The organism is Gordonia sp. NPDC003950, assembly GCF_053605205.1.
The window spans coordinates 57,888-82,048 of record NZ_JBSGIT010000026.1 but is presented as its reverse complement, the minus strand read 5'-3'; the positions used below and the strand labels follow the sequence as shown (position 1 = coordinate 82,048).

The 24,161-nt window shown below is 68.2% G+C and carries 23 protein-coding genes and 1 riboswitch; of the genes, 19 read left to right on the top strand and 4 right to left on the bottom strand.

The genetic code is table 11. From position 1 onward, the window contains the following. Positions 1–269 precede the first annotated feature (269 nt). Both ACWETB_RS20245 and ACWETB_RS20240 read right to left on the bottom strand, forming a co-directional pair. On the bottom strand, positions 270–713 hold the full coding sequence (locus tag ACWETB_RS20245) for an SRPBCC family protein (RefSeq protein ID WP_452213214.1): 444 nt from the start codon (positions 711–713) through the stop codon (positions 270–272). Between the two features lie 41 nt (positions 714–754). After that, entirely contained in the window at positions 755–2,626 is a 1,872-nt protein-coding gene (locus tag ACWETB_RS20240) for an alpha-amylase family protein (RefSeq protein WP_452213206.1), read from the bottom strand. A 551-nt stretch (positions 2,627–3,177) separates the two neighbouring features. On the opposite strand from ACWETB_RS20240, the gene mihF reads away from it, so the two are divergent. The 8 genes from mihF (at position 3,178) to ACWETB_RS20200 (ending at position 11,675) form a co-directional block, all read left to right on the top strand. Beyond that, the gene (mihF, locus tag ACWETB_RS20235; protein ID WP_020791706.1) at positions 3,178–3,492 is read left to right on the top strand and encodes an integration host factor, actinobacterial type; all 315 of its coding nucleotides are present in this window, start codon (positions 3,178–3,180) and stop codon (positions 3,490–3,492) included. 23 nt (positions 3,493–3,515) lie between these two features. Beyond that, on the top strand, positions 3,516–4,154 hold the full coding sequence (gene gmk, locus ACWETB_RS20230) for a guanylate kinase (RefSeq protein WP_449742939.1): 639 nt from the start codon (positions 3,516–3,518) through the stop codon (positions 4,152–4,154). Between the two features lie 129 nt (positions 4,155–4,283). After that, complete coding sequence (gene rpoZ, locus ACWETB_RS20225) at positions 4,284–4,583, top strand: DNA-directed RNA polymerase subunit omega (protein WP_348803699.1); 300 nt, start codon at positions 4,284–4,286, stop codon at positions 4,581–4,583. A gap of 15 nt (positions 4,584–4,598) precedes the next feature. After that, a complete protein-coding gene (coaBC, locus tag ACWETB_RS20220; RefSeq protein WP_452213203.1) occupies positions 4,599–5,888 on the top strand; it encodes a bifunctional phosphopantothenoylcysteine decarboxylase/phosphopantothenate--cysteine ligase CoaBC in 1,290 nt (429 codons plus the stop codon). 104 nt (positions 5,889–5,992) lie between these two features. Next, the gene (metK, locus tag ACWETB_RS20215; RefSeq protein WP_452213201.1) at positions 5,993–7,204 is read left to right on the top strand and encodes a methionine adenosyltransferase; all 1,212 of its coding nucleotides are present in this window, start codon (positions 5,993–5,995) and stop codon (positions 7,202–7,204) included. 78 nt (positions 7,205–7,282) lie between these two features. Next, positions 7,283–9,220 carry a primosomal protein N' gene (locus ACWETB_RS20210; RefSeq protein ID WP_452213212.1) on the top strand — a complete coding sequence of 646 codons (1,938 nt, stop codon included), beginning with the start codon at positions 7,283–7,285 and terminating at the stop codon, positions 9,218–9,220. 44 nt (positions 9,221–9,264) lie between these two features. Continuing rightward, positions 9,265–10,206, top strand: coding sequence for a methionyl-tRNA formyltransferase (gene fmt, locus ACWETB_RS20205; protein ID WP_452213199.1), 942 nt, complete (start codon positions 9,265–9,267; stop codon positions 10,204–10,206). Further along, positions 10,203–11,675, top strand: coding sequence for an RsmB/NOP family class I SAM-dependent RNA methyltransferase (locus ACWETB_RS20200; RefSeq protein ID WP_452213197.1), 1,473 nt, complete (start codon positions 10,203–10,205; stop codon positions 11,673–11,675). Before fmt ends, ACWETB_RS20200 begins: the two co-directional genes overlap by 4 nt. Positions 11,676–11,800: 125 nt before the next feature. On the opposite strand, the gene ACWETB_RS20195 is transcribed toward ACWETB_RS20200, so the two are convergent. Continuing rightward, a complete protein-coding gene (locus ACWETB_RS20195) occupies positions 11,801–12,067 on the bottom strand; it encodes a helix-turn-helix domain-containing protein (RefSeq protein ID WP_449742934.1) in 267 nt (88 codons plus the stop codon). A gap of 77 nt (positions 12,068–12,144) precedes the next feature. Here ACWETB_RS20195 and map point away from each other — a divergent pair, with 77 nt between their 5' ends. From map to ribD, 3 genes are read left to right on the top strand one after another with little or no spacing between them, the layout of a single operon-like run. Continuing rightward, on the top strand, positions 12,145–12,912 hold the full coding sequence (map, locus tag ACWETB_RS20190) for a type I methionyl aminopeptidase (RefSeq protein ID WP_452213195.1): 768 nt from the start codon (positions 12,145–12,147) through the stop codon (positions 12,910–12,912). Between the two features lie 43 nt (positions 12,913–12,955). After that, entirely contained in the window at positions 12,956–13,648 is a 693-nt protein-coding gene (rpe, locus tag ACWETB_RS20185) for a ribulose-phosphate 3-epimerase (RefSeq protein ID WP_452213193.1), read from the top strand. Positions 13,649–13,662: 14 nt separating this feature from the next. Continuing rightward, positions 13,663–14,691, top strand: coding sequence for a bifunctional diaminohydroxyphosphoribosylaminopyrimidine deaminase/5-amino-6-(5-phosphoribosylamino)uracil reductase RibD (ribD, locus tag ACWETB_RS20180; RefSeq protein ID WP_452213191.1), 1,029 nt, complete (start codon positions 13,663–13,665; stop codon positions 14,689–14,691). A 51-nt stretch (positions 14,692–14,742) separates the two neighbouring features. On the opposite strand, the gene ACWETB_RS20175 is transcribed toward ribD, so the two are convergent. Then, positions 14,743–15,015, bottom strand: coding sequence for a lipopolysaccharide assembly protein LapA domain-containing protein (locus ACWETB_RS20175; RefSeq protein ID WP_449742930.1), 273 nt, complete (start codon positions 15,013–15,015; stop codon positions 14,743–14,745). A 145-nt stretch (positions 15,016–15,160) separates the two neighbouring features. Further along, positions 15,161–15,314, top strand: a riboswitch (FMN riboswitch). A 54-nt stretch (positions 15,315–15,368) separates the two neighbouring features. Here ACWETB_RS20175 and ACWETB_RS20170 point away from each other — a divergent pair. The 8 genes from ACWETB_RS20170 (at position 15,369) to whiA (ending at position 23,993) form a co-directional block, all read left to right on the top strand. Next, positions 15,369–16,016, top strand: a complete 648-nt coding sequence (locus ACWETB_RS20170; protein ID WP_452213189.1) for a riboflavin synthase — start codon at positions 15,369–15,371, stop codon at positions 16,014–16,016. Then, positions 16,009–17,301, top strand: coding sequence for a bifunctional 3,4-dihydroxy-2-butanone-4-phosphate synthase/GTP cyclohydrolase II (locus ACWETB_RS20165; protein WP_449742928.1), 1,293 nt, complete (start codon positions 16,009–16,011; stop codon positions 17,299–17,301). Before ACWETB_RS20170 ends, ACWETB_RS20165 begins: the two co-directional genes overlap by 8 nt. Further along, positions 17,298–17,783, top strand: a complete 486-nt coding sequence (gene ribH / locus ACWETB_RS20160; RefSeq protein ID WP_449742927.1) for a 6,7-dimethyl-8-ribityllumazine synthase — start codon at positions 17,298–17,300, stop codon at positions 17,781–17,783. The genes ACWETB_RS20165 and ribH overlap by 4 nt, the downstream gene beginning before the upstream one ends. Before the next feature lie 32 nt (positions 17,784–17,815). Next, entirely contained in the window at positions 17,816–18,289 is a 474-nt protein-coding gene (locus tag ACWETB_RS20155) for a PH domain-containing protein (RefSeq protein WP_449742926.1), read from the top strand. A gap of 565 nt (positions 18,290–18,854) precedes the next feature. Next, positions 18,855–20,948: an excinuclease ABC subunit UvrC gene (uvrC, locus tag ACWETB_RS20150; RefSeq protein WP_452213186.1), complete on the top strand. Its 2,094-nt coding sequence runs from the start codon at positions 18,855–18,857 to the stop codon at positions 20,946–20,948. A gap of 62 nt (positions 20,949–21,010) precedes the next feature. Next, complete coding sequence (gene rapZ, locus ACWETB_RS20145) at positions 21,011–21,910, top strand: RNase adapter RapZ (protein WP_452213184.1); 900 nt, start codon at positions 21,011–21,013, stop codon at positions 21,908–21,910. Then, positions 21,907–22,911, top strand: coding sequence for a gluconeogenesis factor YvcK family protein (locus ACWETB_RS20140; RefSeq protein WP_449742923.1), 1,005 nt, complete (start codon positions 21,907–21,909; stop codon positions 22,909–22,911). Before rapZ ends, ACWETB_RS20140 begins: the two co-directional genes overlap by 4 nt. A gap of 104 nt (positions 22,912–23,015) precedes the next feature. Continuing rightward, the gene (whiA, locus tag ACWETB_RS20135) at positions 23,016–23,993 is read left to right on the top strand and encodes a DNA-binding protein WhiA (RefSeq protein WP_449743001.1); all 978 of its coding nucleotides are present in this window, start codon (positions 23,016–23,018) and stop codon (positions 23,991–23,993) included. Positions 23,994–24,161: the final 168 nt, after the last annotated feature.

Genomic DNA, 24,161 nt, shown 5'->3' with positions numbered 1-24,161 from the left:
CCGTCCTGACATGATCCCTATCGTCCCTTCTCCGCCCTCATCAGGGCAATCAGGACTCTAGAACAGCCCGGACCGGTTCACGGGGGACACGCCACCCAGATCTCCTCCGCGAAATTCGCGACTCGGGTGCGGTGCACGTGTACACGGGTGTGAACATGCGTCCCGGCGTCACGAAGCTGAGGTATTTCGGTGACGGCCGCGAGGTCAGCGCCTACGCGGCTCGACAGCGGTACCGATGACGATGCCCGCGTGATAGGTCGATGCCCCGGTTATCGACGATCGGAACCCTGTTCGGCGATGGCGGCCAATCGTCGGATGGACTGAGCCAACCTATCCGGTGTCGTGGCCCGCGCCCGCACCAGGCGCTTCTCGTCATCCAGTCGGGTCCAGTCATAGGTGTGGGTGACCCGCGTCGTCCCGTCGGCCAGGGGATCGAGCTCCCACCGCCACAGGTGTCCGGGACAGGCCTGTCCGGGTTCGTTGGGCATCCACGCGATGCGACGGCCCTCCACGAATTCGGTGACCCGGTTCTCCCGGATCGCGCCCGTGGTGAGCTCCATGGTGAAGACATCCCCGACGGCGCGGACACGTTGACCCGTCGGTGCCTGCGCGAGGTTGTCGTTGCCATCCCATTCGGGTTGCCGGGCCGGGTCGGCGATGAGCTCGAAGATCGCCGCGGCGTCGGCATCGACGCCGCGGGAAGCGCTCACCACCCGCTGCTCGGATTCGCTCTGCTCGTATGCCGCCACGGGCCTCACGCTACGCCGGGTTCTGGTGCGGTCTCGATGACCCACCACGCCGCATACGGCGTCAACCAGAGCAGCCCGTCGGCGTCGGCGGTGACCGCCCGGTCGGAGATCACATCCCACGGCCGGGCGAATCCGTGGCCGGTGATCACCTCGACCGGGAACGACACCGTGCAAGCGCTCACGTTGTAGACGCAGATCATCGGCCCCAGCGGCGCGCGCCGCAGCGTCACCAGCACCGGTCCGTCGGCCCACGCGATCTCGCTGGGGACTCGTGCGTGCAGGTGCGGCAGCGAGGAACGGATACGTCCCAGATGGCGGAGGCCGGCGAACAAGCGCCCCGGGACCGTCGTCGTATCGTCGCGCAGGGCCGGCCGCGCCGGATCGAGGCGCGGACGATGTGCCCAGCGGTTGTCGTCGGCGTGGCCGGGTTCGGCGGCCCAGTGCGCGTCGTTCGGCGTGCCCAGTTCGTCGCCGCTCCAGATCACCGGGATTCCGCCCCACCCGTAGATGATGGCGTGTATCAAGAACATTCGGCCCAGAGCGGCGTTGACGGAGGCGTCATCGATGGCGGTCTGCAGGCCGGTCAGAGCGGCCGCGGTACCGCTGATCCGGCGGTCGCCGGTGCGCGGGTTGGCCTGGAATACCAGTCCCGCCGCGGGGGATTCCGGAAATTCCCCGCTGTACCAGTCGGAGAGGAATCGCCGGTGTGCCGCGCCGTCGAGTCCGACCGCCGCGGCATCGGCATCGTCGATCGCCCAGCCGATGTCGTCGTGACAGCGGACGTAGCAGATCCAGGTGCCGGTCGCCGGCGCCGGCGGCAGACTGCCGAGCGCGTGCGCGGCCAGCCGGGTGTCGGCGCAGGCGATCATCGACCAGATCTGCACCATCAGCGAGTTGTGGTAGGCGAGATCGCTGATCCGTCCGTCGTGTCGCCCCACGCCCAGGTAGGCGACGAGCTGCGCGGGCCCGACGATCGCCTCGGCCTTGAACGCGACAGCGGGAGCCACCATATGGGTCAGTGTGCGCAGGATCTGGGTGATGGCGTGGACCTCGGGCTGATTCTGGCAGTCGGTGCCCATCCGCTTCCAGAGGAAGGCGATCGCGTCCAGGCGCACCACCTCCACGCCGAGGTTGGCGAGGAAGAAAATGATCTCGGCGAACTCGACGAGCACGTCGGGGTTGGCCCAGTTGAGATCCCACTGCCAGGAGTGGAATGTCGTCCACACCCACCGGTTCATCTCGGTGTCGAAGGTGAAGTTCCCCGGGGCGAAATCGGGGAAGACCTCCGGCAACGTCGCGGAGTAGCGGTCGGGCTCGTCGCGGTCGGGAAAGGTGAGGAAGTAGTCACGATAGTGCGGGTCGCCGGCGACGGCCGCACGTGCCCACTCGTGTTCGCGGGCCACGTGATTGAGCACGAGGTCGACGACGAGGCTGATCCCCGACGCCCGCAGGATGGCGGCGAGAGCGGCGAGATCGTCGGTGGTGCCGAGATCGGGACGCACGCGACGGTAATCGGCGACTGCGTATCCGCCGTCGTTGTCACCGGGACGCGGCGCCAGCAGCGGCATCAGATGCAGATAGGTGACGCCGAGTTCGCGGAGGTGGCCGACGCGGTCGGCGACATCGGCCAGGGTGCCGGCGAACCGTTCGGTGTACGCGGCGTAGCCGACCATGTCGGGTTGCTGGAGCCAGTCGGGTCGCAGAAGTCGGCGTTCGTCGAGTTCGCGAAGGTCGGCGGATCGGGCCGCGAAGGCGCGTTCGGCCGTACCGAGAAGTCGGGGGATCAGGGTGGGCCGCGACGACGCGCCGTAGACCTGGGTGACGGCGTCGACGAGGTCGTCACGGTAGCGCTCGACCCGCAGGGCCCAGGTGCTCACCCCGGTGACCCGATCCCGGGCCGGGTGTGGGCGCGGGATCGACTGGTTTCTCGCCCGGTGCACCGTCGCATGTGCCGACAGTAACCGACGGCGCCGACACGCGATGCGAGGTCGCATCGCCGCACGACACGCTGGGCGGGCCGAAGAAAGTTCGACCCGTCCGTCGATGTCCCACACGTCACACGGGGCTCAACCGCAATGGTCGCCGCGACAGAACCGGAGAAGCGACGGGCAGCCGCGCGCGCCGAACGACAGGCCCGTCACCTGCGGTGATGTGCACGATGTACGTCGGCGATGGGGTAGCGTTGTCGACGATCGTGCCGCGGCCACGCGGCCGATTCGTGAGCCGCCTACAGCATCGCCCCCGCGACGCAAACCCGGGGTGGCCCTCGCAAATGCCTGCTCAGATGGGTACGGTCGCTTTCGCCGCGCCCTTACGGCGAGTGCTTGGTCATCGAGACCGATGAGCACCCGAGCCGAGCGGCCACACGCCACCGGGCACCACACGGTGCCGGTGCAGTCCAGATCGAGAACGAAAGACGGAGGAAACCGTGGCGCTTCCCCAGTTGACAGACGAGCAGCGCGCCGCTGCGTTGGAGAAGGCTGCTGCCGCACGCCGAGTACGCGCCGAGCTCAAAGAGCGCCTCAAGCGTGGCGGCACCGACCTCAAGCAGGTGCTCAAGGACGCCGAAGAAGACGAGATCCTGGGCAAGATGAAGGTCTCTGCCCTGCTCGAGGCCCTGCCCAAGGTGGGCAAGGTCAAGGCACAGGAGATCATGACCGAGCTGGAGATCGCCCCGACGCGCCGCCTGCGTGGCCTCGGTGATCGTCAGCGCAAGGCGCTGCTCGAGAAGTTCAGCTCCTGAGTCACGACGCCGAGAACGGCAGCGTGACGGGTTCGCTACCCACACGTACGAGGGGTCGGCTGGTTGTTCTGGTCGGCCCCTCTGCCGTGGGGAAATCGACGGTGGTCGCGCGGGTCCGCGACGCGGTCCCGAACCTCTGGTTCAGTGTGTCGGCCACCACCCGCGACCCGCGACCGGGCGAGGTCGACGGACGTGACTACCGATTCGTCAGCCGCGCCGAGTTCGACCGGATGATCGCCGATGACGAACTGCTCGAGTGGGCCGACATCCACGGCGGGTTGCAGCGTTCGGGGACGCCGCTGCGTCCCGTGGAACAGGCCCTGGCCTCCGGTGTGCCGGTCCTGCTGGAGGTCGACCTTGTCGGCGCCCGCAACGTCCGGCGACGACTGCCCGAGGCCACGCTGGTGTTTCTGGCACCGCCGAGCTGGGACGAGCTCGAGGCCCGATTGCGCCGACGCGGGACCGAGAGTCCCGAGCAGATCGACCGCCGACTGGCGACCGCACGGACGGAGATGGCCGCGCAGGGCGAGTTCGACGAGGTGATCGTCAACTCCCGAGTCGACTCCGCGGCCGATGAATTGGTATCCTTGCTGGTCGGGCCTGATCAGCATCGACCGGAGACGCATCCCGGGTCGCACCGGAGTGCCGAACCGAGTCACTGATCGCCGACAACCCCCGAGCGGCACGTCCGTCCGGGACCCAGAGACCCAGCGCGGTAGGGCCGCCCCGAAGCGGGACCGCCCGGCACCAGGCCGCCTGATCGACATCCGCACACCACGGCAGGAGTTCGCGTGAGCGCACAGACCAATTTCGACATGACCGAGATCGCCGACGCACCGGCCTACGACACTCCGCTGGGTATCACCAATCCACCCATCGACGATCTGCTCGAGCGGGCGTCGTCGAAGTACGCGCTGGTGATCTACGCGGCCAAGCGGGCGCGGCAGATCAACGACTACTACAACCAGCTCGGTGACGGCATCCTCGAGTACGTCGGCCCGCTGGTCGAGCCGGGTCTGCAGGAGAAGCCGCTGTCGATCGCGATGCGTGAGATCCACTCCGACCTGCTCGAGCACACCGAGGGCGAGTAGAGCTCGCCGCCGGTGATGACCGGAGCGACGGCCGACGCGGCCCCGACCAGTTTCACTGCGCGGGGCCGCAAACGCATCCTGATCGGCGTCGGAGGCGGGATCGCCGCCTACAAGGTGTGCTCGCTGATCCGCCACTTCACCGAGGCGGGGCACGATGTCCGGGTGATCCCGACGCGCGCCGCGCTGGAATTCGTCGGTGCCGCCACCTTCGAGGCGCTGTCCGGGAACCCGGTCAGCACCGAGGTGTTCGAGCGGGTCGACGAGGTCGAGCACGTCCGCCTCGGGCAGCACGCCGACCTGGTGATCATCGCCCCGGCCACAGCCGACCTGATGGCGCGTGCCGTGGCCGGACGCGCCGACGACCTGCTGACCGCATCCCTGCTGGTCGCCACGTGCCCGGTGCTCTACGTACCGGCGATGCACACCGAGATGTGGCGTCACGCGGCCACCCAGACCAATGTCGCGACCCTGCGGGACCGGGGCAACGTCGTGATGACCCCGGCGTCGGGCCGCCTCACCGGGACCGACTCCGGTCCCGGCCGGTTACCCGAGCCGCAGGAGATCGCCCTCATCGGTGAACTGCTCCTCGATCGCGCCGAGGCGTTGCCCTACGATCTGACCGGCCTGCGGGTGCTCATCAGCGCCGGCGGTACCCGCGAGGCCCTCGACCCGGTGCGGTTTTTGGGCAATCACAGCTCCGGAAAGCAGGGTTTCGCGTTGGCGCGTGCCGCAGCCCAACGCGGCGCATCGGTCACCGTCGTCGCCGGTTCCACCAAGGGGGCGGGCGAGCCGCCCGCGGTGCGGATCGTGCCGATCTCCACCGCCCGCGAGCTCGCCGACGAGATGACGACGCGCGCCGCGGACGCCGATGTGGTGATCATGGCCGCGGCCGTCGCCGACTTCCGCCCGGTCACGATGAACGAGTCGAAGATCAAGAAGGGTGACGAGGGTCCCGCGCCCATCGAACTGACCACCAATCCCGACATCCTGCGCGGTCTGGTGCAGGCGCGTGATGCCGGCGACATCGCCGGCGACACGGTCATCGTCGGATTTGCCGCGGAGACCGGCGACGAGACCGGTGGCGTCCTCGACCACGGACGTGCGAAACTCAAGCGCAAGGGCTGCGACCTGCTCGTAGTGAACGCGGTCGGCGATGGCAGGGCCTTCGGCACCGAGGACAACACCGGGTGGCTGCTCGCGGCGACGGGGGAGGAAACGGCGTTGCCGCCGGGATCGAAAACACTCATGGCGAGCCGGATTCTTGACGCGGTCCGTTCGCTGGTGCCTGATGGATCGGGCGCCTGACACCCGAACCACCCGTGTCACACCGCTCTAGTAGTTTTGACACCACCACCGGAGAGGGCCCCCGCCAGTCGGGGTGAACCGCCGACATGACCCGAGAGGATCCGATGACCAGCAGCGCGTCACGCCTTTTCACCAGCGAGTCCGTCACCGAGGGGCACCCGGACAAGATCTGTGACGCGATCAGCGACTCGATCCTTGACGCCATCCTCACCGACGACCCCAAGGCCCGCGTCGCGGTGGAGACGCTTGTCACCACCGGTCAGGTGCACGTCGCCGGTGAGGTCACCACCGACGCTTACGTCGACATCCCCGGCATCGTCCGCGCGAAGATTCTCGAGATCGGGTACGACTCGTCGACCAAGGGCTTCGACGGCGCCTCCTGCGGGGTGAACATCGCGATCGGCGCGCAGTCACCCGACATCGCCGGTGGGGTGTTCAATTCCCACGAGAACCGCAGCGGAATCTCCGAGGACGAGATCGACGCCCAGGGCGCCGGCGATCAGGGTCTGATGTTCGGGTACGCCACCAACGAGACCCCCGAGCTCATGCCGGTTCCGATCGCCCTCGCGCATCGGCTGTCGCGGCGCCTGACCGAGGTCCGCAAGTCCGGTGTGCTGCCCTACCTGCGACCCGACGGCAAGACCCAGGTCACCATCGAATACAAGGGCGACAAGCCGGTCCGCCTGGACACCGTGGTCATCTCCACCCAGCACGCCGCCGACATCGATCTCGAAAAGATGCTCACCCCCGATCTGCGGGAACAGGTCCTCCAGAGCGTCCTTGCCGACCTCGAACTGCCCGACCTCGACACCTCCGAAGTGCGACTGCTGGTCAATCCGACCGGCAAGTTCGTCCTCGGTGGACCGATGGGTGACGCCGGACTGACCGGCCGCAAGATCATCGTCGACACCTACGGTGGCATGGCCCGCCACGGCGGTGGCGCCTTCTCCGGCAAGGATCCGTCGAAGGTGGACCGCAGCGCCGCCTACGCGATGCGCTGGGTCGCCAAGAACGCCGTCGCCGCCGGACTGGCCGACCGAATCGAGGTCCAGGTGGCCTACGCCATCGGCAAGGCCGCGCCGGTCGGGTTGTTCGTGGAGACCTTCGGCACCGAGAAGACCGACCCGGCCACGATCCAGCGAGCAATCTCCGAGGTGTTCGATCTGCGTCCCCTGGCCATCATCCGCGACCTGGATCTGCTGCGTCCGATCTACGGTCCCACCGCCGCATATGGACATTTCGGTCGCACCGATGTCGATCTGCCGTGGGAGCGCACCGACCGCGCCGAGAAGCTGCGCGCCGCCGCCGGTCTCTGACGCACATTCGTGGCCGGTACCACGCGTGCCGGGGCTCGTGAACGTGCCGCGACGGCACCGATCGCCAAAGTGCTGCCGATGCTCGGCCTGGCGCACCTCGATCGCCCGTTCGACTATCTGATCGACACCGACCAGGACGCCGACGCCGTACCCGGCGTGCGGGTCCGGGTACGTTTCGCCGGACGCCTCGTCGACGGATTCCTGCTCGAGCGGGTCGAGGTGTCCGAGCATGAGGGCAAGCTCGGATTCCTCGATCGGGTGGTGTCCCCGGAGCCGGTACTCACCGAGCCGATCGGCCACCTCGCACGCGCGGTGGCCGATCGGTACGCCGGAACGATGTCGGACGTGCTGCGGCTGGCCGTGCCGCCACGCCATGCGCGCACCGAGGCGCAGCCGAGCCCACCGCCGACCACCGCCATCGTCGTCCCCGACCGGAGTCACTGGACGACCTACCGCACCGGTGCGTCTTTTCTCGAATCGTTGGCCGCGGGTGTGCCGCGTGCGGTGTGGCAGGCGGCTCCGGCGGAACTGTGGCCACAACGACTCGCCGACCTGGCCGCGATCACCGCAGACGCCGGCCGCGGAGTGGTGATGGTGGTGCCTGATCAACGTGACCTCGATCGGGTCGCGGCGGCGTGCGAACCCCTGCTCGGCGACCGCTGTGTCACGTTGTCGGCCGGCCTGGGGCCGACCGCGCGATATCGCCGGTGGCTGGCGGCGCGGCGTGGCGTCGCCGACGTCGTGCTGGGCACTCGATCGGCGATCTTCGCCCCCGTCCACGACCTGGGTCTGATCGTGGTCTGGGACGACGGTGACGACAGCCTGAACGAACCCCGCGCCCCGTACCCGCATCCCCGGGAGGTCGCGGTGCTACGTGCCCATCAGGAGCAGGCCGGGCTGGTCATCGGTGGCTTCGCGCGGACCGCGGAGGCCCAGGCACTGGTCTCGTCCGGGTGGGCCCACGACCTCGTCGCCGACCGCGCCGTGGTGCGCGACCGCAGTCCGGCCGTGGAGGCCATCACCGACGAGGACGTCCGCATCGCCCGCGACCCGCTGGCCCGGACCGCCCGCATCCCGGCGGTCGCCTTCGAGGCCGCGCGCAAGGCCCTCGCCGGGGGTGCCCCGGTACTGTTCAGCGTTCCCCGACGCGGATACATCCCGTCGGTGGCCTGCGCCAAGTGCCGCACCCACGCCCGGTGCCGGGCGTGTCACGGTCCGCTTCAGATGGACGCGCACGGCGCCCTGAGCTGCCGATGGTGTGGGCGTGCCGAGATGTCGTTTCGCTGTCCGGAGTGTGGGGGCACCGCGGTGCGGGCCCTGACCCTCGGGGCGCGTCGCACCGCAGAGGAGTTGGGCCGCGCGTTCGCCGGGGTGCCCGTCGTGACCAGTGGCGGGAGCACCGTCATCGACGAGGTGCCCGCGGGCAAGCGGGTCGTCGTGGCCACGCCGGGTGCCGAGCCGATGGCGCCGGGTGGATACGGAGCCGCGGTGATCCTCGACACCTGGGCACAACTCGACCGCGCCGATCTGCGTGCCGGGGAGGACGCCGTGCGCAGGTGGCTGGCCATCGGTGCGCAGGTGCGGTCCCGACGCGACGGTGGGGCGCTGGTCATCGTGGCCGACTCGTCGCTGCCCGCGGTTCAGGCCGTCATCCGTTGGGACCCGGTCGGATTCGCGGTCACCGAACTCGATCACCGCACCGAACTGGGATTCCCGCCGGCCGTCACGATGGCCTCGGTGGACGGCCCCGCCGAGTCGGTGAACACCTTCATGGACCTGCTGGACCTTCCGTCCGGGGCCGACGTGCTCGGACCGGTGCCGCTGCCCGACGGTGTCCGTCCACCTCCCGGTAGCGATGAGGAGGACCTCGGGGAGATCGAGCGACTCCTCGTTCGCACCGATCGGCGTCACGGCCGCGACCTCGCACGTGCGCTGGCGGCCGCACAGGTCCATCGCAACGCGGCGCGACAGACCGGACCGATCCGCGTTCAGGTCGACCCGCCTACCATCGGATGAGTTGTGATGTGAGCAGATGTGCCGGCGATGAGGAGGAATGACACGTGAGAATCGTGTTCGCGGGAACGCCGCAGGTGGCGGTGCCGTCACTGCAGCGGCTGATCGATGATCCCGCTCACGAGATCGTCGGCGTCATCGCCCGTCCCGACGCGGTATCCGGTCGCGGACGCAAGGTGCGTCGCGCGCCGGTCGCCGAACTCGCCGACACGCACGGGATTCCCGTCCTCACCCCGCGCCGCCTGTCCGAGCCGGAGGTCGCCGACACCCTCGCGCAGTGGGCCCCCGAGGTGGGCGCCGTCGTCGCCTACGGGGGACTGGTCCCGCCGGCGTTGCTGGAACTGCCCACCCACGGGTGGATCAATCTGCACTTCTCGGTGCTGCCGGCGTGGCGTGGCGCGGCCCCGGTGCAGGCCGCCATCGCCGCCGGCGACGAGACCACCGGCGCCAGCACGTTCCGACTGGAGAAGGGCCTCGACACCGGACCGGTGTACGGCGTGCTCACCGAGACCATCCGCGCCACCGACACCAGCGGCGACCTCCTGGACCGGCTGGCGGAGGCGGGCGCCGGCCTGCTCGCCGACACACTCAGCGGGATCGAGGCGGGCCGGCTGGTGCCGCAACCGCAGCCCGCCGACGGGATCAGCCACGCCCCCAAGGTCGAGGTCGATGATGCGGCGGTGCGATGGGATCTGCCCGCGCACATCGTGGACCGTCGGATACGTGCGCACACACCGGCGCCGGGACCCTGGACGACGCTCGGCGACGTGCGGCTGAAACTCGGTCCGGTGGCCCTGACTGCCGGCGATCCGCAGGCCCCCGAGGCGCTGGCTCCCGGGGCCGTGCACCTGACCAAGAAGGCCGTCTACGTGGGCACCGCCACCGCGCCGGTGCGGCTCGGGCTGGTCCAGGCACCCGGCAAGAAGCCGATGCCGGCCACCGATTGGGCGCGCGGCGCGCGACTGGATGAGGGGAGTGTGTTCGGGTGAGCAGACCGCGCGGAGACCGGTACGGCGATCAGGGCCGCGGACGCGGCGGGCAGCCTCGGGCACAGCAGCGACGCACCGGGCCGGGCCGCGATGGCCGCGGCGATCCCAAGATCCGTGACAAGGCCGTCGACCCGGTCCGCGTCACCGCCCGCGACGTATTACGCGCGGTGCGCGAACGCGACGCCTACGCGAACCTCCTGTTACCGAAGTTGTTGCGTGAGCGTCATATCAGTGGGCGGGATGCCGCCCTGGCCACCGAACTGACCTACGGGACCGCGCGCGCCCAGGGGCTTCTCGACGCGGTGATCGCCGCGGCTGCCGGACGTTCGGTCGCCGAGATCGACGGCAAGCTCCTCGACGTGCTGCGGCTGGGAACCTATCAGCTGTTGCGCACCCGCATCGGTGCACACGCGGCGGTGTCGACATCGGTCGACCTGGTGCGTGCGGAGGACGGGCAGGGTCCGGCCGGATTCGTCAATGCGGTGTTGCGCAAGGTGTCCCAACGCGACGAAGATCTGTGGACCGACGAACTCGCCCCGCCGATGAGCGAGGATCTGCTCGGCAATCTCGCGTTTCGCTACGCACATCCGCGGTGGATCGCGGAGGTGTTCTTCGACGCGCTCGGCGGGTCGTACGGGCAGTTGCAGGCGGCGTTGGCCGCTGACGACGAGCGCCCGCCGGTGCATCTGGTCGCCCGGCCGGGCTTCATCACCGCCGAGGAGTTGGCGTTGACCAGCGGGGGAGAGGTCGGTCGCTATTCGCCGTACTGCGTCTACCTCCCCGGTGGCGACCCGGGCGACGTCGAGGCCATCCGGCAGGGATACGCCGGTGTACAGGACGAGGGCAGCCAGCTCGTCGCCCGCGCGGTCACCGTCGCCGACATCGGCGAGGACGGCGGACGCTGGCTGGACATGTGCGCCGGACCGGGTGGCAAGGCCGCGTTGATCGGCGCGATCGCCGACATCGACAACGCCCACCTCGACGCCATCGAGGTCAGCGCCCACCGCGCCGACCTGATCCGTGGGGTGGTGCGCGACCTGCCCGTCGACGTGCATGTGGCCGACGCCCGCGGCATCGTCGAACACACCGGGTTGGCTGTCGGCTTCGACCGCATCCTGCTCGACGCCCCGTGCACCGGCTTGGGCTCGTTGCGTCGTCGCCCCGAGGCGCGCTGGCGTCGGCAGCCGAGTGATGTGCCGGAACTCGTTGCGCTGCAGAAGGACTTGCTCAACGAGGCGCTGCGGCTGGTCCGGCCCGGAGGCATCGTCGTCTACTCGACCTGCTCACCGCATCCCGCCGAGACCACCGGTGTGGTCGACGAGGTCGTCGCGTCCGTCGACGGTGCCCGGCAACTCGACGCGCGTCCGCTGGTCGGTGCCGACAACGTCGGCGACGGTCCGCACATGCAGCTGTGGCCGCACATCCACGGCACCGACGCCATGTTCCTCGCGGCGATCACCAAGGACTGACAGCGCTCGCTCACCCACTGACAGCGCTCGCCCACACACTGACAGCGCTCGCCCACATACTGACAGCGCTCGAGGACCTGTCAGGTAACGGGCAGAGCGCTGTCAGCGGAGTGGCTGCGACCTGACTACATTGCGACCGACGTTGCCGGACCGTTTCGCCAGACCTCGACCGCGACCTGAATCGGCAGGTCGATGGCGTCGCAGATGGCCACGACGGTCCCGAAGCTCGGACTCGGTATCCTCCCCACCTCGATCTTGCGGAGGGTTTCCGGCGAGATACCGGCTTGTCGCGCAACGGCTTCCGGGTCGCGGCCGGCGCGCTGGGAACGCAAGAGGGCGCCGAGTCGGCAGCCTGCCTCGATCTGTTCCGGTGTCAGGGGGATGCGGACCATGTCCCCAGCCTACGGTATTTGTTTACCGCTCCTGGTACGTTGGTATTGAAATACCGACGACCGAAGGATTGCCCGGCATGATCGAACTCAAGTCACCCCGAGAGATCGACGCGATGGCGGTGACGGGCCGATTTGTGGCCGAGGTGCTCCACACACTCGCGGCACGCGCCGAACCCGGCGTGAACCTGCTGGATCTCGAACACCACGCACGCACGATGCTCGACGAGCGGGGAGCGGTGTCGTGCTACTGGGACTACTCGCCGTCCTTCGGGCGTGGGCCGTTCCGCAATGTCATCTGCCTGTCCGTCAATGCTGCTGTGCTGCACGGCCTTCCGCACGATTACGTTCTCGCCGACGGTGATCTGCTCAGCCTCGACCTCGCCGTGTCGATCGACGGCTGGGTCGCCGATTCGGCGATCACTGTTCCCGTCGGATCGGCGACCACCGAGATCGACGCGCTCGTCGCGTCCACCCGCTCCGCCCTCGACGCCGGTATCGCCGCCGCGCTGCCGGGCAATCGGCTCGGCGACGTGTCCGCCGCGATCGGAGCGGTCGCGCGGCGAGGCGGTTACCGGGTCAACACCGACTTCGGTGGGCACGGCCTGGGAAAGACGATGCACGAGGACCCACACATCCCCAACCGGGGCAGGCCGCATCGGGGGCTGAAACTGGCGACCGGAATGACCCTGGCGCTCGAACCGTGGTGGGGGTTGGGCACCGACGAGCTGGTCACCGACCCGGACGGCTGGACGCTGCGATTGGCCGACGGCTCGTACGGCGCGCACTCCGAACACACCATCGCCATCACCGACGACGGACCGCGCATCCTGACGCTGCCCGAGTGACCGGTGCCCACCGTACGACCACCGGCCGCGTAAATTGTCTGCCATGAGTTCCCCGATTGCCCCGATGATCGCGCCGTCGATCCTGTCGGCCGACTTCGCCAATCTGGCCGCCGAGGCCGCCGCCGTGTCCGGTCCCGGTCCCTCGCGCGCCGACTGGTTGCACGTCGACGTGATGGACGCCCACTTCGTCCCCAACCTGACCTTGGGGCTGCCCATCGTCGAAAGCCTGCTCAAGGCCACCGACATCCCGCTCGACTGTCATCTGATGATCGAGGACCCGGGCCGCTGGGCCCCGCCATATGCCGAGGCCGGCGCCTACAACGTCACCTTCCACGCGGAGGCCACCGACGACCCGGTCTCGGTCGCGAAGGACATCCGCGCTGTCGGTGGAAAGGCCGGGCTGGCCATCAAGCCCGGCACGCCGCTCGATCCCTACCTGGAGATTCTGCGCGGGTTCGACACCCTGCTCGTGATGAGTGTGGAACCCGGGTTCGGTGGTCAGAAGTTCATGCCCGAGGTGCTCGGCAAGGTCCGCGAGATCCGCAAGGTCATCGACTCCGGCGATCTGCGCCTGCTCGTCGAGATCGACGGGGGCATCGCCGACGCCACGATCGCCGAGGCGGCCGAGGCCGGCGTCGACTGCTTCGTCGCCGGGTCGGCGGTCTACGGAGCCGAGGATGCCGGAGCTGCGGTGGCGGCGCTCCGCGAGAAGGCCGCCGCAGCGCGCGTCGACTAGCCGCGAGCAACGCCATGGCGCCCCCGATGACCGTCCTCGACGCGGCGATGGCCGACGCGATCGCCTATTCGTCTCTGGCGCTGAGTCTTTCCCGACCCAATCCGGCGGTCGGGGCGCTCATCATCGCCGACGACGGCACCGAGATCTCGCGCGGCCACACCCAACGCGCCGGCGAGGGGCACGCCGAGGTGATGGCATTGCGGGCGGCGGGTGAGGCCGCCCGCGGCGCGACCGCGGTGGTCACACTCGAACCGTGCAACCACACCGGCCGCACCGGGCCGTGCGCCGTGGCGCTCATCGAGGCAGGCGTGCGTCGGGTCGTCTACGCGGTCGCCGATCCGAATCCCACCGCATCCGGTGGCGCCGACCGCTTACGCGCCGCGGGCGTCGAGGTGATCGACGCCGTCGGCGAAGCGGCCGCACGGTCGGGCCCGTTGCGCGGATGGCTGTTTCGGCAGCAGTACGGCAGGCCCCTGGTGACCGCGAAGATCGCTGCCACCCTCGACGGCCGCATCGCCGCCCCGGACGGAACGAGTCGGTGGATCACCGGTGGCGTCGCCCGGGCCCGAGCGCACCGGCAGCGCGCCGAGATCGACGCCATCATCGTCGGCACCGGCACCGTGCTCGCCGACGATCCCGCGTTGACGGCACGCCTGCCCGACGGCTCCCTCTCCGACCGGCAGCCGATCCGGGTTGCCGTGGGGCACAGAGAGATTCCGGACGGTGCGGCGATCAGCCGTCCGTTCGGTGAGTTCCGCCACGTCCACACCCACGACCCGGAGCAGGTTCTCGCCGCACTCGATGACACCACCTGGGTGCTCGTGGAGGGCGGTCCCCGCATCATCGGGGCGTTCCTCGACGCCGGCCTCGTCGACGAGGTGGAGGCCTACCTCGCCCCGACCGTCCTCGGTGCCGGGGCGTCAGCGGTGCACAGCGACGCGGTCACCACCCTGTCGGATGCGACCCGACTGCGACTCGACGGAATCGAACGACTGGGTGACGACATCCTGCTGACCTGCCGCTGTCCGCGGTTGTCGAACTGAGTCGTCGCACCGATCCGGTCCGGGCCGCCTCACGACGAAGCCCGCCGGGTGTCAGTCCGACTTCTTTCGCGCTCCGTTGCGGCCCAGAATCCACCCGGCGAGCACCCCGCCGACGGCGACGATCGTGAGGATCAACCACAGCCAGGAACTGATCTGCAGAAACAGGAAGTCGACGCTGACATGCTGGGTGTTCTGGGCGATGAAGATCACCGCGGCAACAATCAGGATCAGCGGGAGCCAAAAGCGTTTCAGCAGTCCGGCAACCACGTTTCCGGGGGAGCGTCGCGACGCACCGGGAGACGTCGTCGTTCTGGGATCGGCCATGTTCGCGTTGCCCTTCTCGAGTGCCGGGCCGACTGCAGCGGCCCGGGACAATCCACGGCGTGATGTTACCCGCCCGACCCCGGCGAGAACCGTAAGTGGACCGGCGTACTGGTTCGGCGTTTTCCCACGTGCTAGCGTCGATGTCGTACGTTCTCGGGGCGGGGTGAAACTCCCCACCGGCGGTGATGGCGTCGCAGTTGCGGCACCGAGCCCGCGAGCGCCCGTCTCACCGACGGGGTCAGCAGATTCCGGTGTGATTCCGGAGCCGACGGTCACAGTCCGGATGCGAGAGAACATGACGGCGACCGGCGCCGTCCTGTCCGCTCCCGAGTGAAGGTCGACAGGAGGAGCAGGTGTTCACCGGCATCGTCGAAGAATTGGGTTCACTCGTCGGTCGTGACGACCTCACCGACGCCGCCCGACTCACCATCCGTGGCCCGCTGGTCACCTCCGACGCAGGATTCGGCGACTCCATCGCCGTCAATGGTGTCTGTCTGACGGTGGTCGAATACGACGACGAGAAGTTCACCGTCGACGTGATGGCCGAAACCCTGCACCGCAGTTCGCTGGACCGACTCGAGCCCGGCAGTCCCGTCAACCTGGAACGCGCCATGCCCGCGGGCGGCCGATTCGGTGGGCACATCGTCCAGGGACATGTGGACGGCACCGGCACCATCCGGGCCACCAGCCCGTCAGAGAACTGGACGGTCGTACGGATCGGCATGGATTCGCATCTGAGTCGCTACCTCGTCGAGAAGGGTTCGATCACCGTCGACGGGGTGTCCCTGACCGTGTCCGCCGTCGGTGTCGACGACACCGGTGACTGGTTCGAAATTTCGCTGATCCCGACAACGTTGCAGGAAACGAACCTGGGTACCGCATCGGTGGGCGCTGTGGTCAACCTCGAAGTCGATGTCATCGCGAAATACGTTGAGCGACTGCAGAGCGCCCAGAACACGAAGACCGAACACAGAGCAAGACAGAGGCGAAGTGATGAGTGACACCACAACCGAGAGAGTCCAACTCGACACGGTCGAACGTGCGATCGCCGATATCGCCGCGGGCAAGGCGGTCGTCGTGGTCGACGACGAGGACCGCGAGAACGAGGGCGACCTGATCTTCGCCGCGGAGAAGGCCACCCCCGAGTTGGTGGCGTTCATGGTGCGCTACACCTCCGGGTATCTGTGTGTCCCGCTCGACGGTGAGGACTGCGATCGGCTCGGTCTGCCGCCGATGTACTCGATCAATCAGGACAAGCACGGCACCGCCTACACCGTCACCGTCGACGCGAAGGAGGGCATAGGTACCGGTATCAGCGCCGCCGACCGTTCGGTCACGATGCGCCTGCTCGCCGACCCGACGACCGGGCCCGCGGACTTCACCCGGCCGGGTCACGTCGTGCCGTTACGTGCGAAGGAAGGCGGTGTGTTGCGCCGTCCCGGCCACACCGAGGCCGCGGTCGACCTGGCCCGGCTGGCCGGACTCACCCCCGCCGGTGTCATCTGCGAGATCGTGTCGCAAAAGGACGAAGGCGCGATGGCCCAGACCGACGAGCTTCGGATCTTCGCCGACGAACATGACCTCGCACTGATCTCGATTGCCGACCTCATCGCCTGGCGTCGCCGCCACGAGAAGCACGTCGTTCGTGTGGCCGATGCGCGAATCCCCACCCGCCACGGGGACTTCCGGGCCGTGGGCTACACCAGCATCCACGACGACGTCGAGCACATCGCGCTCGTCAAGGGCGACATCGCCGGCGAGGACGGCACCGGCAGCGATGTGCTGGTGCGGGTGCACTCGGAGTGTCTCACCGGTGACGTGTTCGGCTCACTGCGCTGCGATTGCGGTCCGCAACTCGACGCCGCAATGGAGATGGTCGCCGACGAGGGACGCGGCATCGTCCTCTACATGCGCGGGCATGAGGGTCGTGGCATCGGTCTGCTGCACAAGCTGCAGGCCTATCAGCTGCAGGACGCCGGCTCCGACACCGTCGACGCCAATCTGCAACTCGGCCTGCCCGCCGACTCCCGCGACTACGGTCTCGGCGCTCAGATCCTTGTCGATCTCGGTGTGTCGTCGATGCGTCTGCTCACCAACAATCCGGCCAAGCGCGTCGGCCTGGACGGCTACGGACTGCATATCGTCGAACGGGTCCCGATGCCGGTACGTGCCAACAAGGAGAACCTGCGTTACCTGCAGACCAAACGCGACCGGATGGGTCACGATCTGACCGGGCTGGACACCTGGGAGGCGCCGGCGGCGGCCGGGGACGGGGATCTCGCGTGAGCGGTCACGGCGAACCCACCCTCGACCTCGGCGATGCGGGCGCACTGCGACTGGCGATCGTCTCCTCGCAATGGCATGAGACGATCTGCCGCGCACTGCTCGACGGAGCCGTTCGTGCCGCCGAGCAGCATGGCGTGACCGACCCCACGATCGTGCACGTCGCCGGGGCGATCGAACTGCCCGTGATCGTGCAGGCACTGGCCCGAACCCACGACGCGGTGGTCGCCCTCGGTGTCGTGATCAAGGGTGAGACACCACATTTCGACTACGTCTGCGACGCGGTCACCGCCGGTCTGACCCGCGTCTCGTTGGACGAGTCGACACCGGTCGGCAATGGCGTGCTCACCACCAACACCGAACAACAGGCCCTCGACAGGGCCGGACTCCCGGATTCCAAGGAGGACAAGGGAGCTCAGGCCACCACCGCGGCGTTGGCGTCGGCGTTGACCTTGCGGTCGCTGCGTACCGGCGTCTCCTCGTGAGTGATGCGGCGCGAAACCTCGGATATACCAAGATGACCGGCCAATCCGATACCGGCAGCGCGGAGTGGGACATGGACTACCGTTCGCGTCGGCTCGCTGTCATCGCGGTCGCGGCCGCCGTCGTGGTCCTGATCATCCACATCACCTTCGGGCTGTTGCTGACCATCTCCAACACCGGCCCCGACAACATCGGCTGGTCGGATCAGGCCGCCGTGATCACCATCGGCATCGTGATCGCTGGTGCGTGCATGTTGCTCACCAGACCTCGGCTACGAGTGGGCAGCAGGGGGGTGTCGGTTCGCAATCTCGCCACCGAGCGACTCTTCACCTGGGATCAGGTGCGTGGATTGACCTACCCCGACAAGGGGTTCGGCGGCCAACTCGAGCTTCCTGCGGATGAGCACGTGCCCGTCCTCGCGATCCAGGCGGGGGATGGTGAGCGCGCCGTCGCCGCGATGGAGCGCTATCGCCAGATCGAACAGCGCTACCGCAGGTCTACTCGATAAGAAGCCAGAGCCCAACCTGGTTGGCCGAGTCGACGTGGGTCGGCGAGCGTACCCTGATCTGCTGGTTCGAGCCGGTCCGGAGCGATAGCCGCCGCGTGTCGCCGCCCCTACCACCTCGAGGTCCGAGCAGGCGGTCATCGGAGTCTCGGCCAACTCATCAAAGATCTCGGAGAGTTGATGCATCAACTGCAGTGGTCGTGACATAGGGGGAGTGTCGGTGGTGTCTGTCATGCTGATGTCACCTCCCCCCGAGAAAGCCGTTGCGGCGTATATGTTCTCGTATGGACTCCCATCGCCACTCGCAAGTGTTTTCTATCCGCAGGGTGTGTATGGCCCGATGAGGTTGGGGTGGACAGGGTTTCAGTCTTGTCTCACCGGGTCTCGACCTCGACCACGGCAAGCTCGGCCCGGCGGACAGGGGTTTTGTGTCGGCGGAGCTCAGTGCGGCGGCCAACGCTAGCGCTCCGCACGGCTCGACCGATGGATTGAGGGTCTGGACCGACATGTCGGGGCCGCGCGACGAGTGAGCGACCCGCCTGTCGGGACGGACGACTAGCCTGGAGTGGTGGCCGACCCGAGTACCTACCGTCCCGCGCCCGGGACGATTCCCACCGATCCCGGCGTCTACAAGTTCCGCGATACCCATGGGCGGGTCATCTACGTCGGTAAGGCCAAGAATCTGCGGTCGCGGCTGACCTCCTACTTCGCCGACATCGTGTCGCTGCATCCGCGTACCCGGCAGATGGTGACGACGGCCGCATCGGTGGAGTGGACCGTCGTCGGCACCGAGGTCGAGGCACTCCAACTCGAGTACAACTGGATCAAGGAATTCGATCCGCGCTTCAACGTCCGTTACCGCGACGACAAGAGCTATCCGATGCTCGCGGTCACCCTCAACGAGGAGTATCCGCGGCTGTTCGTCTACCGCGGTCCCCGGCGACGCGGCGTGCGCTATTTCGGGCCGTACTCACATGCGTGGGCCATCCGTGAGACCGTCGACCTGCTGACGCGGGTCTTTCCCGCGCGGACATGCTCGAACGGGGTGTTCAAACGTCACCGACAAATCGATCGCCCGTGCCTGCTCGGCTACATCGACAAGTGCGCCGCGCCCTGCATCGGGCGGGTCTCCGCCACCGAACACCGCGAGATCGTCGACGATTTCTGTGACTTCCTCGCCGGCCGCACTGACCAGATGATGAAACGTCTGGAACGCGAGATGACCGCGGCGGCAACGGAACTCGATTTCGAACGCGCGGCCCGACTGCGGGATGACCTCGGCGCCATGCGGCGGGCGATGGAGAAGCAGGCGGTGGTCCTCGGTGACGGCACCGATGCCGACATCATCGCCATGGTCGGCGACGACCTCGAGGTGTCGGTGCAGATCTTCCACGTCCGAGACGGACGTGTCCGCGGTGAACGGGGATGGGTGGTCGAGAAGTCCGACGACGATTCGCTCGGCGAGCAGGTCGGGCAGTTCCTCACCCAGTTCTATGGTGCGCAGGTCGATCTCGACGCAACCGTATCCGTCGGTTCCGACCGTGCCCGCGGGGAGTCGGTTCCGCGTGAAGTGCTGGTCCCCGCCGTGCCTGCCGAGGTCGATGAGCTCACCGAGTTCCTCTCCGACCTGCGGGGCAGCAGGGTCAGCCTGCGAGTGCCGCAGCGTGGTGACAAGAAGGCCCTGTTCGAGACGGTCGAACGCAACGCGTCAGAGGCCCTGGCGCAGCACAAGTTACGTCGCGCGGGTGATCTGACCACGCGATCGGCGGCGTTGACCGAACTCCAAGAGGGCCTCGGCCTGGATCAGGCGCCGCTGCGCATCGAATGCGTGGACATCAGCCACGTCCAGGGGACCGACGTGGTCGCGTCGCTGGTGGTGTTCGAGGACGGACTGCCCCGCAAGTCGGACTACCGCCACTACTCGATCCGCGAGGCGGCCGGGGAAGGCCGCTCCGACGACGTGGCCTCCATCGCCGAGGTCACCCGGCGTCGTTTCCTGCGGCATCGAGCCGATCAGGAGCAGGGTGTCGCTTCGCAGGTAATCGACCCGGATACCCACAAGCCCAGGCGTTTCGCCTATCCGCCCAACCTCTTCGTCGTCGACGGTGGCGCGCCCCAGGTACACGCCGCCGCGGCGGTCCTCGACGAACTCGGCGTCACCGACGTCGCGGTCATCGGCCTGGCCAAGAGACTAGAGGAGATCTGGGTTCCCGGCGACGACGAACCGGTCATCCTGCCACGGTCGAGCGAAGCGCTCTTCCTGTTACAACGGGTCCGTGACGAGGCGCACCGGTTCGCGATCACCTTCCATCGCAGCAAGCGCAGCAGACGGATGACCGAGTCGGTCCTCGACGGCGTGCCCGGTCTCGGCCGCACCCGGCGCAACGCCTTGGTCACCCACTTCGGTTCGGTGGCGCGTCTGCGGGAGGCCTCGGTCGATGACATCGCCCAGGTCCCCGGGATCGGTGTCACCACCGCGACCGTGGTGCACGACGCGCTGGCCGCCGACACCACCGAGTCGGAGCCCGCGTCCACCGACGTCACGGCCCGTCCAGACACTGCTGATCCGGCCACGGTCGGTGTCACCTCCGGAGCTCCCGAACAGCCCGGTCCGAACCACAATGTCGAACACAGCACCCCGGAAGCGAGCAGCACCCGATGACGACCGGCAATGATCAGGCGGGCCCAGCGCCCGCAGACCACCAGCGAGTGAGTGGAGTATCCATGAGCAACGACGACGGCGACTCTCTGATGGTGTTGTTCGTGGCCGGCATGTCGGGCGCGGGGCGTTCGACGGTGGCCAATGTGCTCGAGGACGACGGCTGGTACGTCGCCGACAACGTGCCGCCGGCGCTGATCTCGACGATGGTCGACGTCGTGCGTGACAGCGACCCGCCCATCCTGCGTCTGGCGATGGTGCTGCGCGCCACCGATTCATCGCTCGGCGATGAGGTTCGTTCCCTGCGTTCGGTACTCGAGGAATCGGGAACGCAGACGCGGGTGCTGTTTCTCGACGCCTCCGATCAGGTGTTGGTCCGCCGATTCGAACAGGTTCGTCGCCGACATCCCCTGCAGGGCAGTGAAACCCTGATCGAGGGCATCGCGCGGGAGCGGGTGATCCTGGCGCCGATCAAGGACACCGCCGACCTCGTCGTCGAGACCTCCTCGCTGACCGTGGCGAAACTGCGTGAGGTGGTGGAGGACTCGTATCCGCACGACGCCAACTCCAGGTTGAGCGTGGCGGTGCAGTCCTTCGGATTCAAGTACGGTCTCCCGATCGACTCCGACCTGGTCGCCGACGTCAGGTTCCTGCCCAACCCGTACTGGGTCGCCGAACTCCTAGAACTCAACGGCCGCGACGCGCCGGTCCGCGACTATGTCCTCGGTCAGGAGGAAGCCGGACGATTTGTCGATCTCTACACCGAGTTGATCGGTGTGGTGGGCAAGGGCTATCTGCGAGAAGGTAAGCGTTACATGACGATCGGTATCGGATGCACGGGTGGCAAGCACCGCAGCGTGGCCATTGCCGAGGAGTTGGCCCGCCATCTTCGGGCGTTGGCCGACGACGGCGGCGCGGCCCGCTACGACGTCCGGGTGATGCATCGGGATCTGGGACGCGAATGACGTCGATGAAGATCGCCGCGCTCGGCGGCGGGCACGGCCTGTATGCGACGTTGACGGCGATGCGCTACCTGAGTCCCGATATCACCGCGGTGGTCACCGTCGCCGATGACGGCGGCTCATCGGGGCGGCTGCGTGGCGAGTTGGGCGTGATCCCGCCGGGCGATCTGCGGATGGCGATCGCGGCCCTGATGTGCGCCCCCGCAGCACTCGAGGAGATGTCGTCGGACGGTGATCGGGCCGAGGGTCGGCGCCGGCACGAATTGTGGGCGGAGGCACTGCAGCACCGGTTCGGTGGCTACGGGGCGCTGGCAGGTCACCCGGTGGGCAACCTGTTGCTGGCCGGGCTGACCGAAGTTCTCGGCGACCCGGTGACCGCGCTCGATGAGATGATGCGGGTGTTCGACGTGGGCGGCCGCGTCCTGCCGATGTCGGCGGTGCCACTCGAGATCGAGGCGGATGTCTCGGGATTGGAATCGGATCCGCGGATCTCGCGAGTGATCCGTGGGCAGGTCGCGGTTGCCACCACACCGGGCAAGGTACGTCGGGTGCGGCTGATACCCAACGATCCGCCTGCGTGTGAACCGGCACTGGCCGCGATCGACGAGGCAGATCTGGTGGTACTCGGCCCGGGGTCCTGGTTTTCCAGCGTGATCCCGCATGTGCTGGTTCCTGATCAATTGGATGCGTTGCGGCGCAGCAACTCCCGCAAGATCCTGTTCGTCAACCTGGCGCCCGAGCCGGGCGAGACGCCCGGTTTCTCGGTGGAGCGGCACCTGCACGTGTTGCATGCACATGCCGATACGCTGCGGATCGATCACGTCGTCGTGGACGAGGCCTCGGTGCCGGCCGGCCGGGAGCGGGAACACCTCGAACGTGCGGCGGCACAGTTCGGCGCGACCGTGGACGTGGGTGATCTCGCCGTGCCGGGACGCCACGTCCATGACCCGGTCAAAGTCGCTGCCCTGGTGAAGCAACTGTGCTTACGTGAACTCAGCCGATAGGCTGTGCGGACGAGAATGCGGGGGCGGGCGGCAATACGGGGGGCGGTCGTGAGTGCGGCCGGTGTGGGTGTGAGTCGATGACAGGAGGCCAGGGACCGGTGGCGATGACTGCTGCGGTGAAGGACGAGTTGAGTCGGCTCACCGTGACGCAGGTGAACCCGCGTAAGGCCGAGGTGTCGGCATTACTGCGATTCGCGGGAGGACTGCACATCGTCGGTGGTCGCGTGGTCGTCGAAGCCGAGGTCGACATGGGCAACGTCGCCCGGCGCCTCCGTCGCGAGATCCACGATCTGTACGGACACACCTCCGAGGTGCACGTCCTGCGAGGCGGCGGTCTGCGCAAGACCGCCCGCTACATCGTGCGGGTCACCAACGACGGCGAAGGTCTGGCCCGACAGACGGGACTGCTCGACCTGCGCGGCCGGCCGGTTCGCGGGCTACCCGCCCAGGTGGTCGGCGGCAGCGTCGCCGATGCCGAGGCCGCCTGGCGCGGAGCGTTTTTGGCGCACGGCTCACTGACCGAGCCGGGACGTTCCTCGGCGCTGGAGGTGAGTTGCCCCGGCCCGGAGTCGGCGCTGGCGCTCGTCGGTGCCGCCCGACGTCTCGGGGTGTCGGCCAAGGCCCGGGAGGTCCGCGGGGCCGACCGCGTGGTGATCCGCGACGGCGAGGCCATCGGGGCGCTGCTCACCCGGATGGGTGCCCACGACACCCGGCTGATCTGGGAAGAGCGACGGATGCGCCGTGAGGTGCGCGCGACGGCCAACCGGCTCGCCAACTTCGACGACGCGAACCTGCGTCGTTCGGCGCGGGCCGCGGTGGCCGCGGCCGCCCGGGTGGAACGGGCCCTGGAGATCCTCGGCGACGAGGTGCCCGACCATCTCGCCGCGGCCGGACATCTGCGGATCACACACCGACAGGCGTCGCTGGAGGAACTGGGCCAGCTCGCCGACCCGCCGATGACCAAGGATGCGGTCGCTGGCCGGATTCGGCGGTTGTTGTCGACGGCGGACAAGAAGGCACACGCCGAGGGCCTCCCGGACACCGAGTCCGCGGTCACCTCGGAACTGCTCGAGGACGAGTGAGGCGACGCCGGACCCAGGCGATCACCCCACCGGGCCGGGCAGCGTTAATCGACCCGTCGGGCTGCCATCGATTGGGCGTCCCACTAGGCTGATGGTGACGTCGGTCTGCCAGGAGCGGACCGGCCCACCGGAGCGGCGCGGGCGCCTCGTCCTCGCCGAGACCAACGC

What these genes read in the sequence shown, in the direction of transcription:
- ACWETB_RS20155 (WP_449742926.1), top strand. Translation starts at nt 17,816, where the DNA reads ATGACCGGCCAATCCGATACCGGCAGCGCGGAGTGGGACATGGACTAC.
- coaBC (WP_452213203.1), top strand. Translation starts at nt 4,599, where the DNA reads ATGACCGGAGCGACGGCCGACGCGGCCCCGACCAGTTTCACTGCGCGG.
- ACWETB_RS20210 (WP_452213212.1), top strand. Translation starts at nt 7,283, where the DNA reads ATGCTCGGCCTGGCGCACCTCGATCGCCCGTTCGACTATCTGATCGAC.
- ribD (WP_452213191.1), top strand. Translation starts at nt 13,663, where the DNA reads ATGGCGCCCCCGATGACCGTCCTCGACGCGGCGATGGCCGACGCGATC.
- ACWETB_RS20140 (WP_449742923.1), top strand. Translation starts at nt 21,907, where the DNA reads ATGACGTCGATGAAGATCGCCGCGCTCGGCGGCGGGCACGGCCTGTAT.
- rpe (WP_452213193.1), top strand. Translation starts at nt 12,956, where the DNA reads ATGAGTTCCCCGATTGCCCCGATGATCGCGCCGTCGATCCTGTCGGCC.
- metK (WP_452213201.1), top strand. Translation starts at nt 5,993, where the DNA reads ATGACCAGCAGCGCGTCACGCCTTTTCACCAGCGAGTCCGTCACCGAG.
- whiA (WP_449743001.1), top strand. Translation starts at nt 23,016, where the DNA reads ATGACTGCTGCGGTGAAGGACGAGTTGAGTCGGCTCACCGTGACGCAG.
- rapZ (WP_452213184.1), top strand. Translation starts at nt 21,011, where the DNA reads ATGAGCAACGACGACGGCGACTCTCTGATGGTGTTGTTCGTGGCCGGC.
- ACWETB_RS20165 (WP_449742928.1), top strand. Translation starts at nt 16,009, where the DNA reads ATGAGTGACACCACAACCGAGAGAGTCCAACTCGACACGGTCGAACGT.
- ACWETB_RS20175 (WP_449742930.1), bottom strand. Translation starts at nt 15,015, where the DNA reads ATGGCCGATCCCAGAACGACGACGTCTCCCGGTGCGTCGCGACGCTCC.
- ACWETB_RS20195 (WP_449742934.1), bottom strand. Translation starts at nt 12,067, where the DNA reads ATGGTCCGCATCCCCCTGACACCGGAACAGATCGAGGCAGGCTGCCGA.
- map (WP_452213195.1), top strand. Translation starts at nt 12,145, where the DNA reads ATGATCGAACTCAAGTCACCCCGAGAGATCGACGCGATGGCGGTGACG.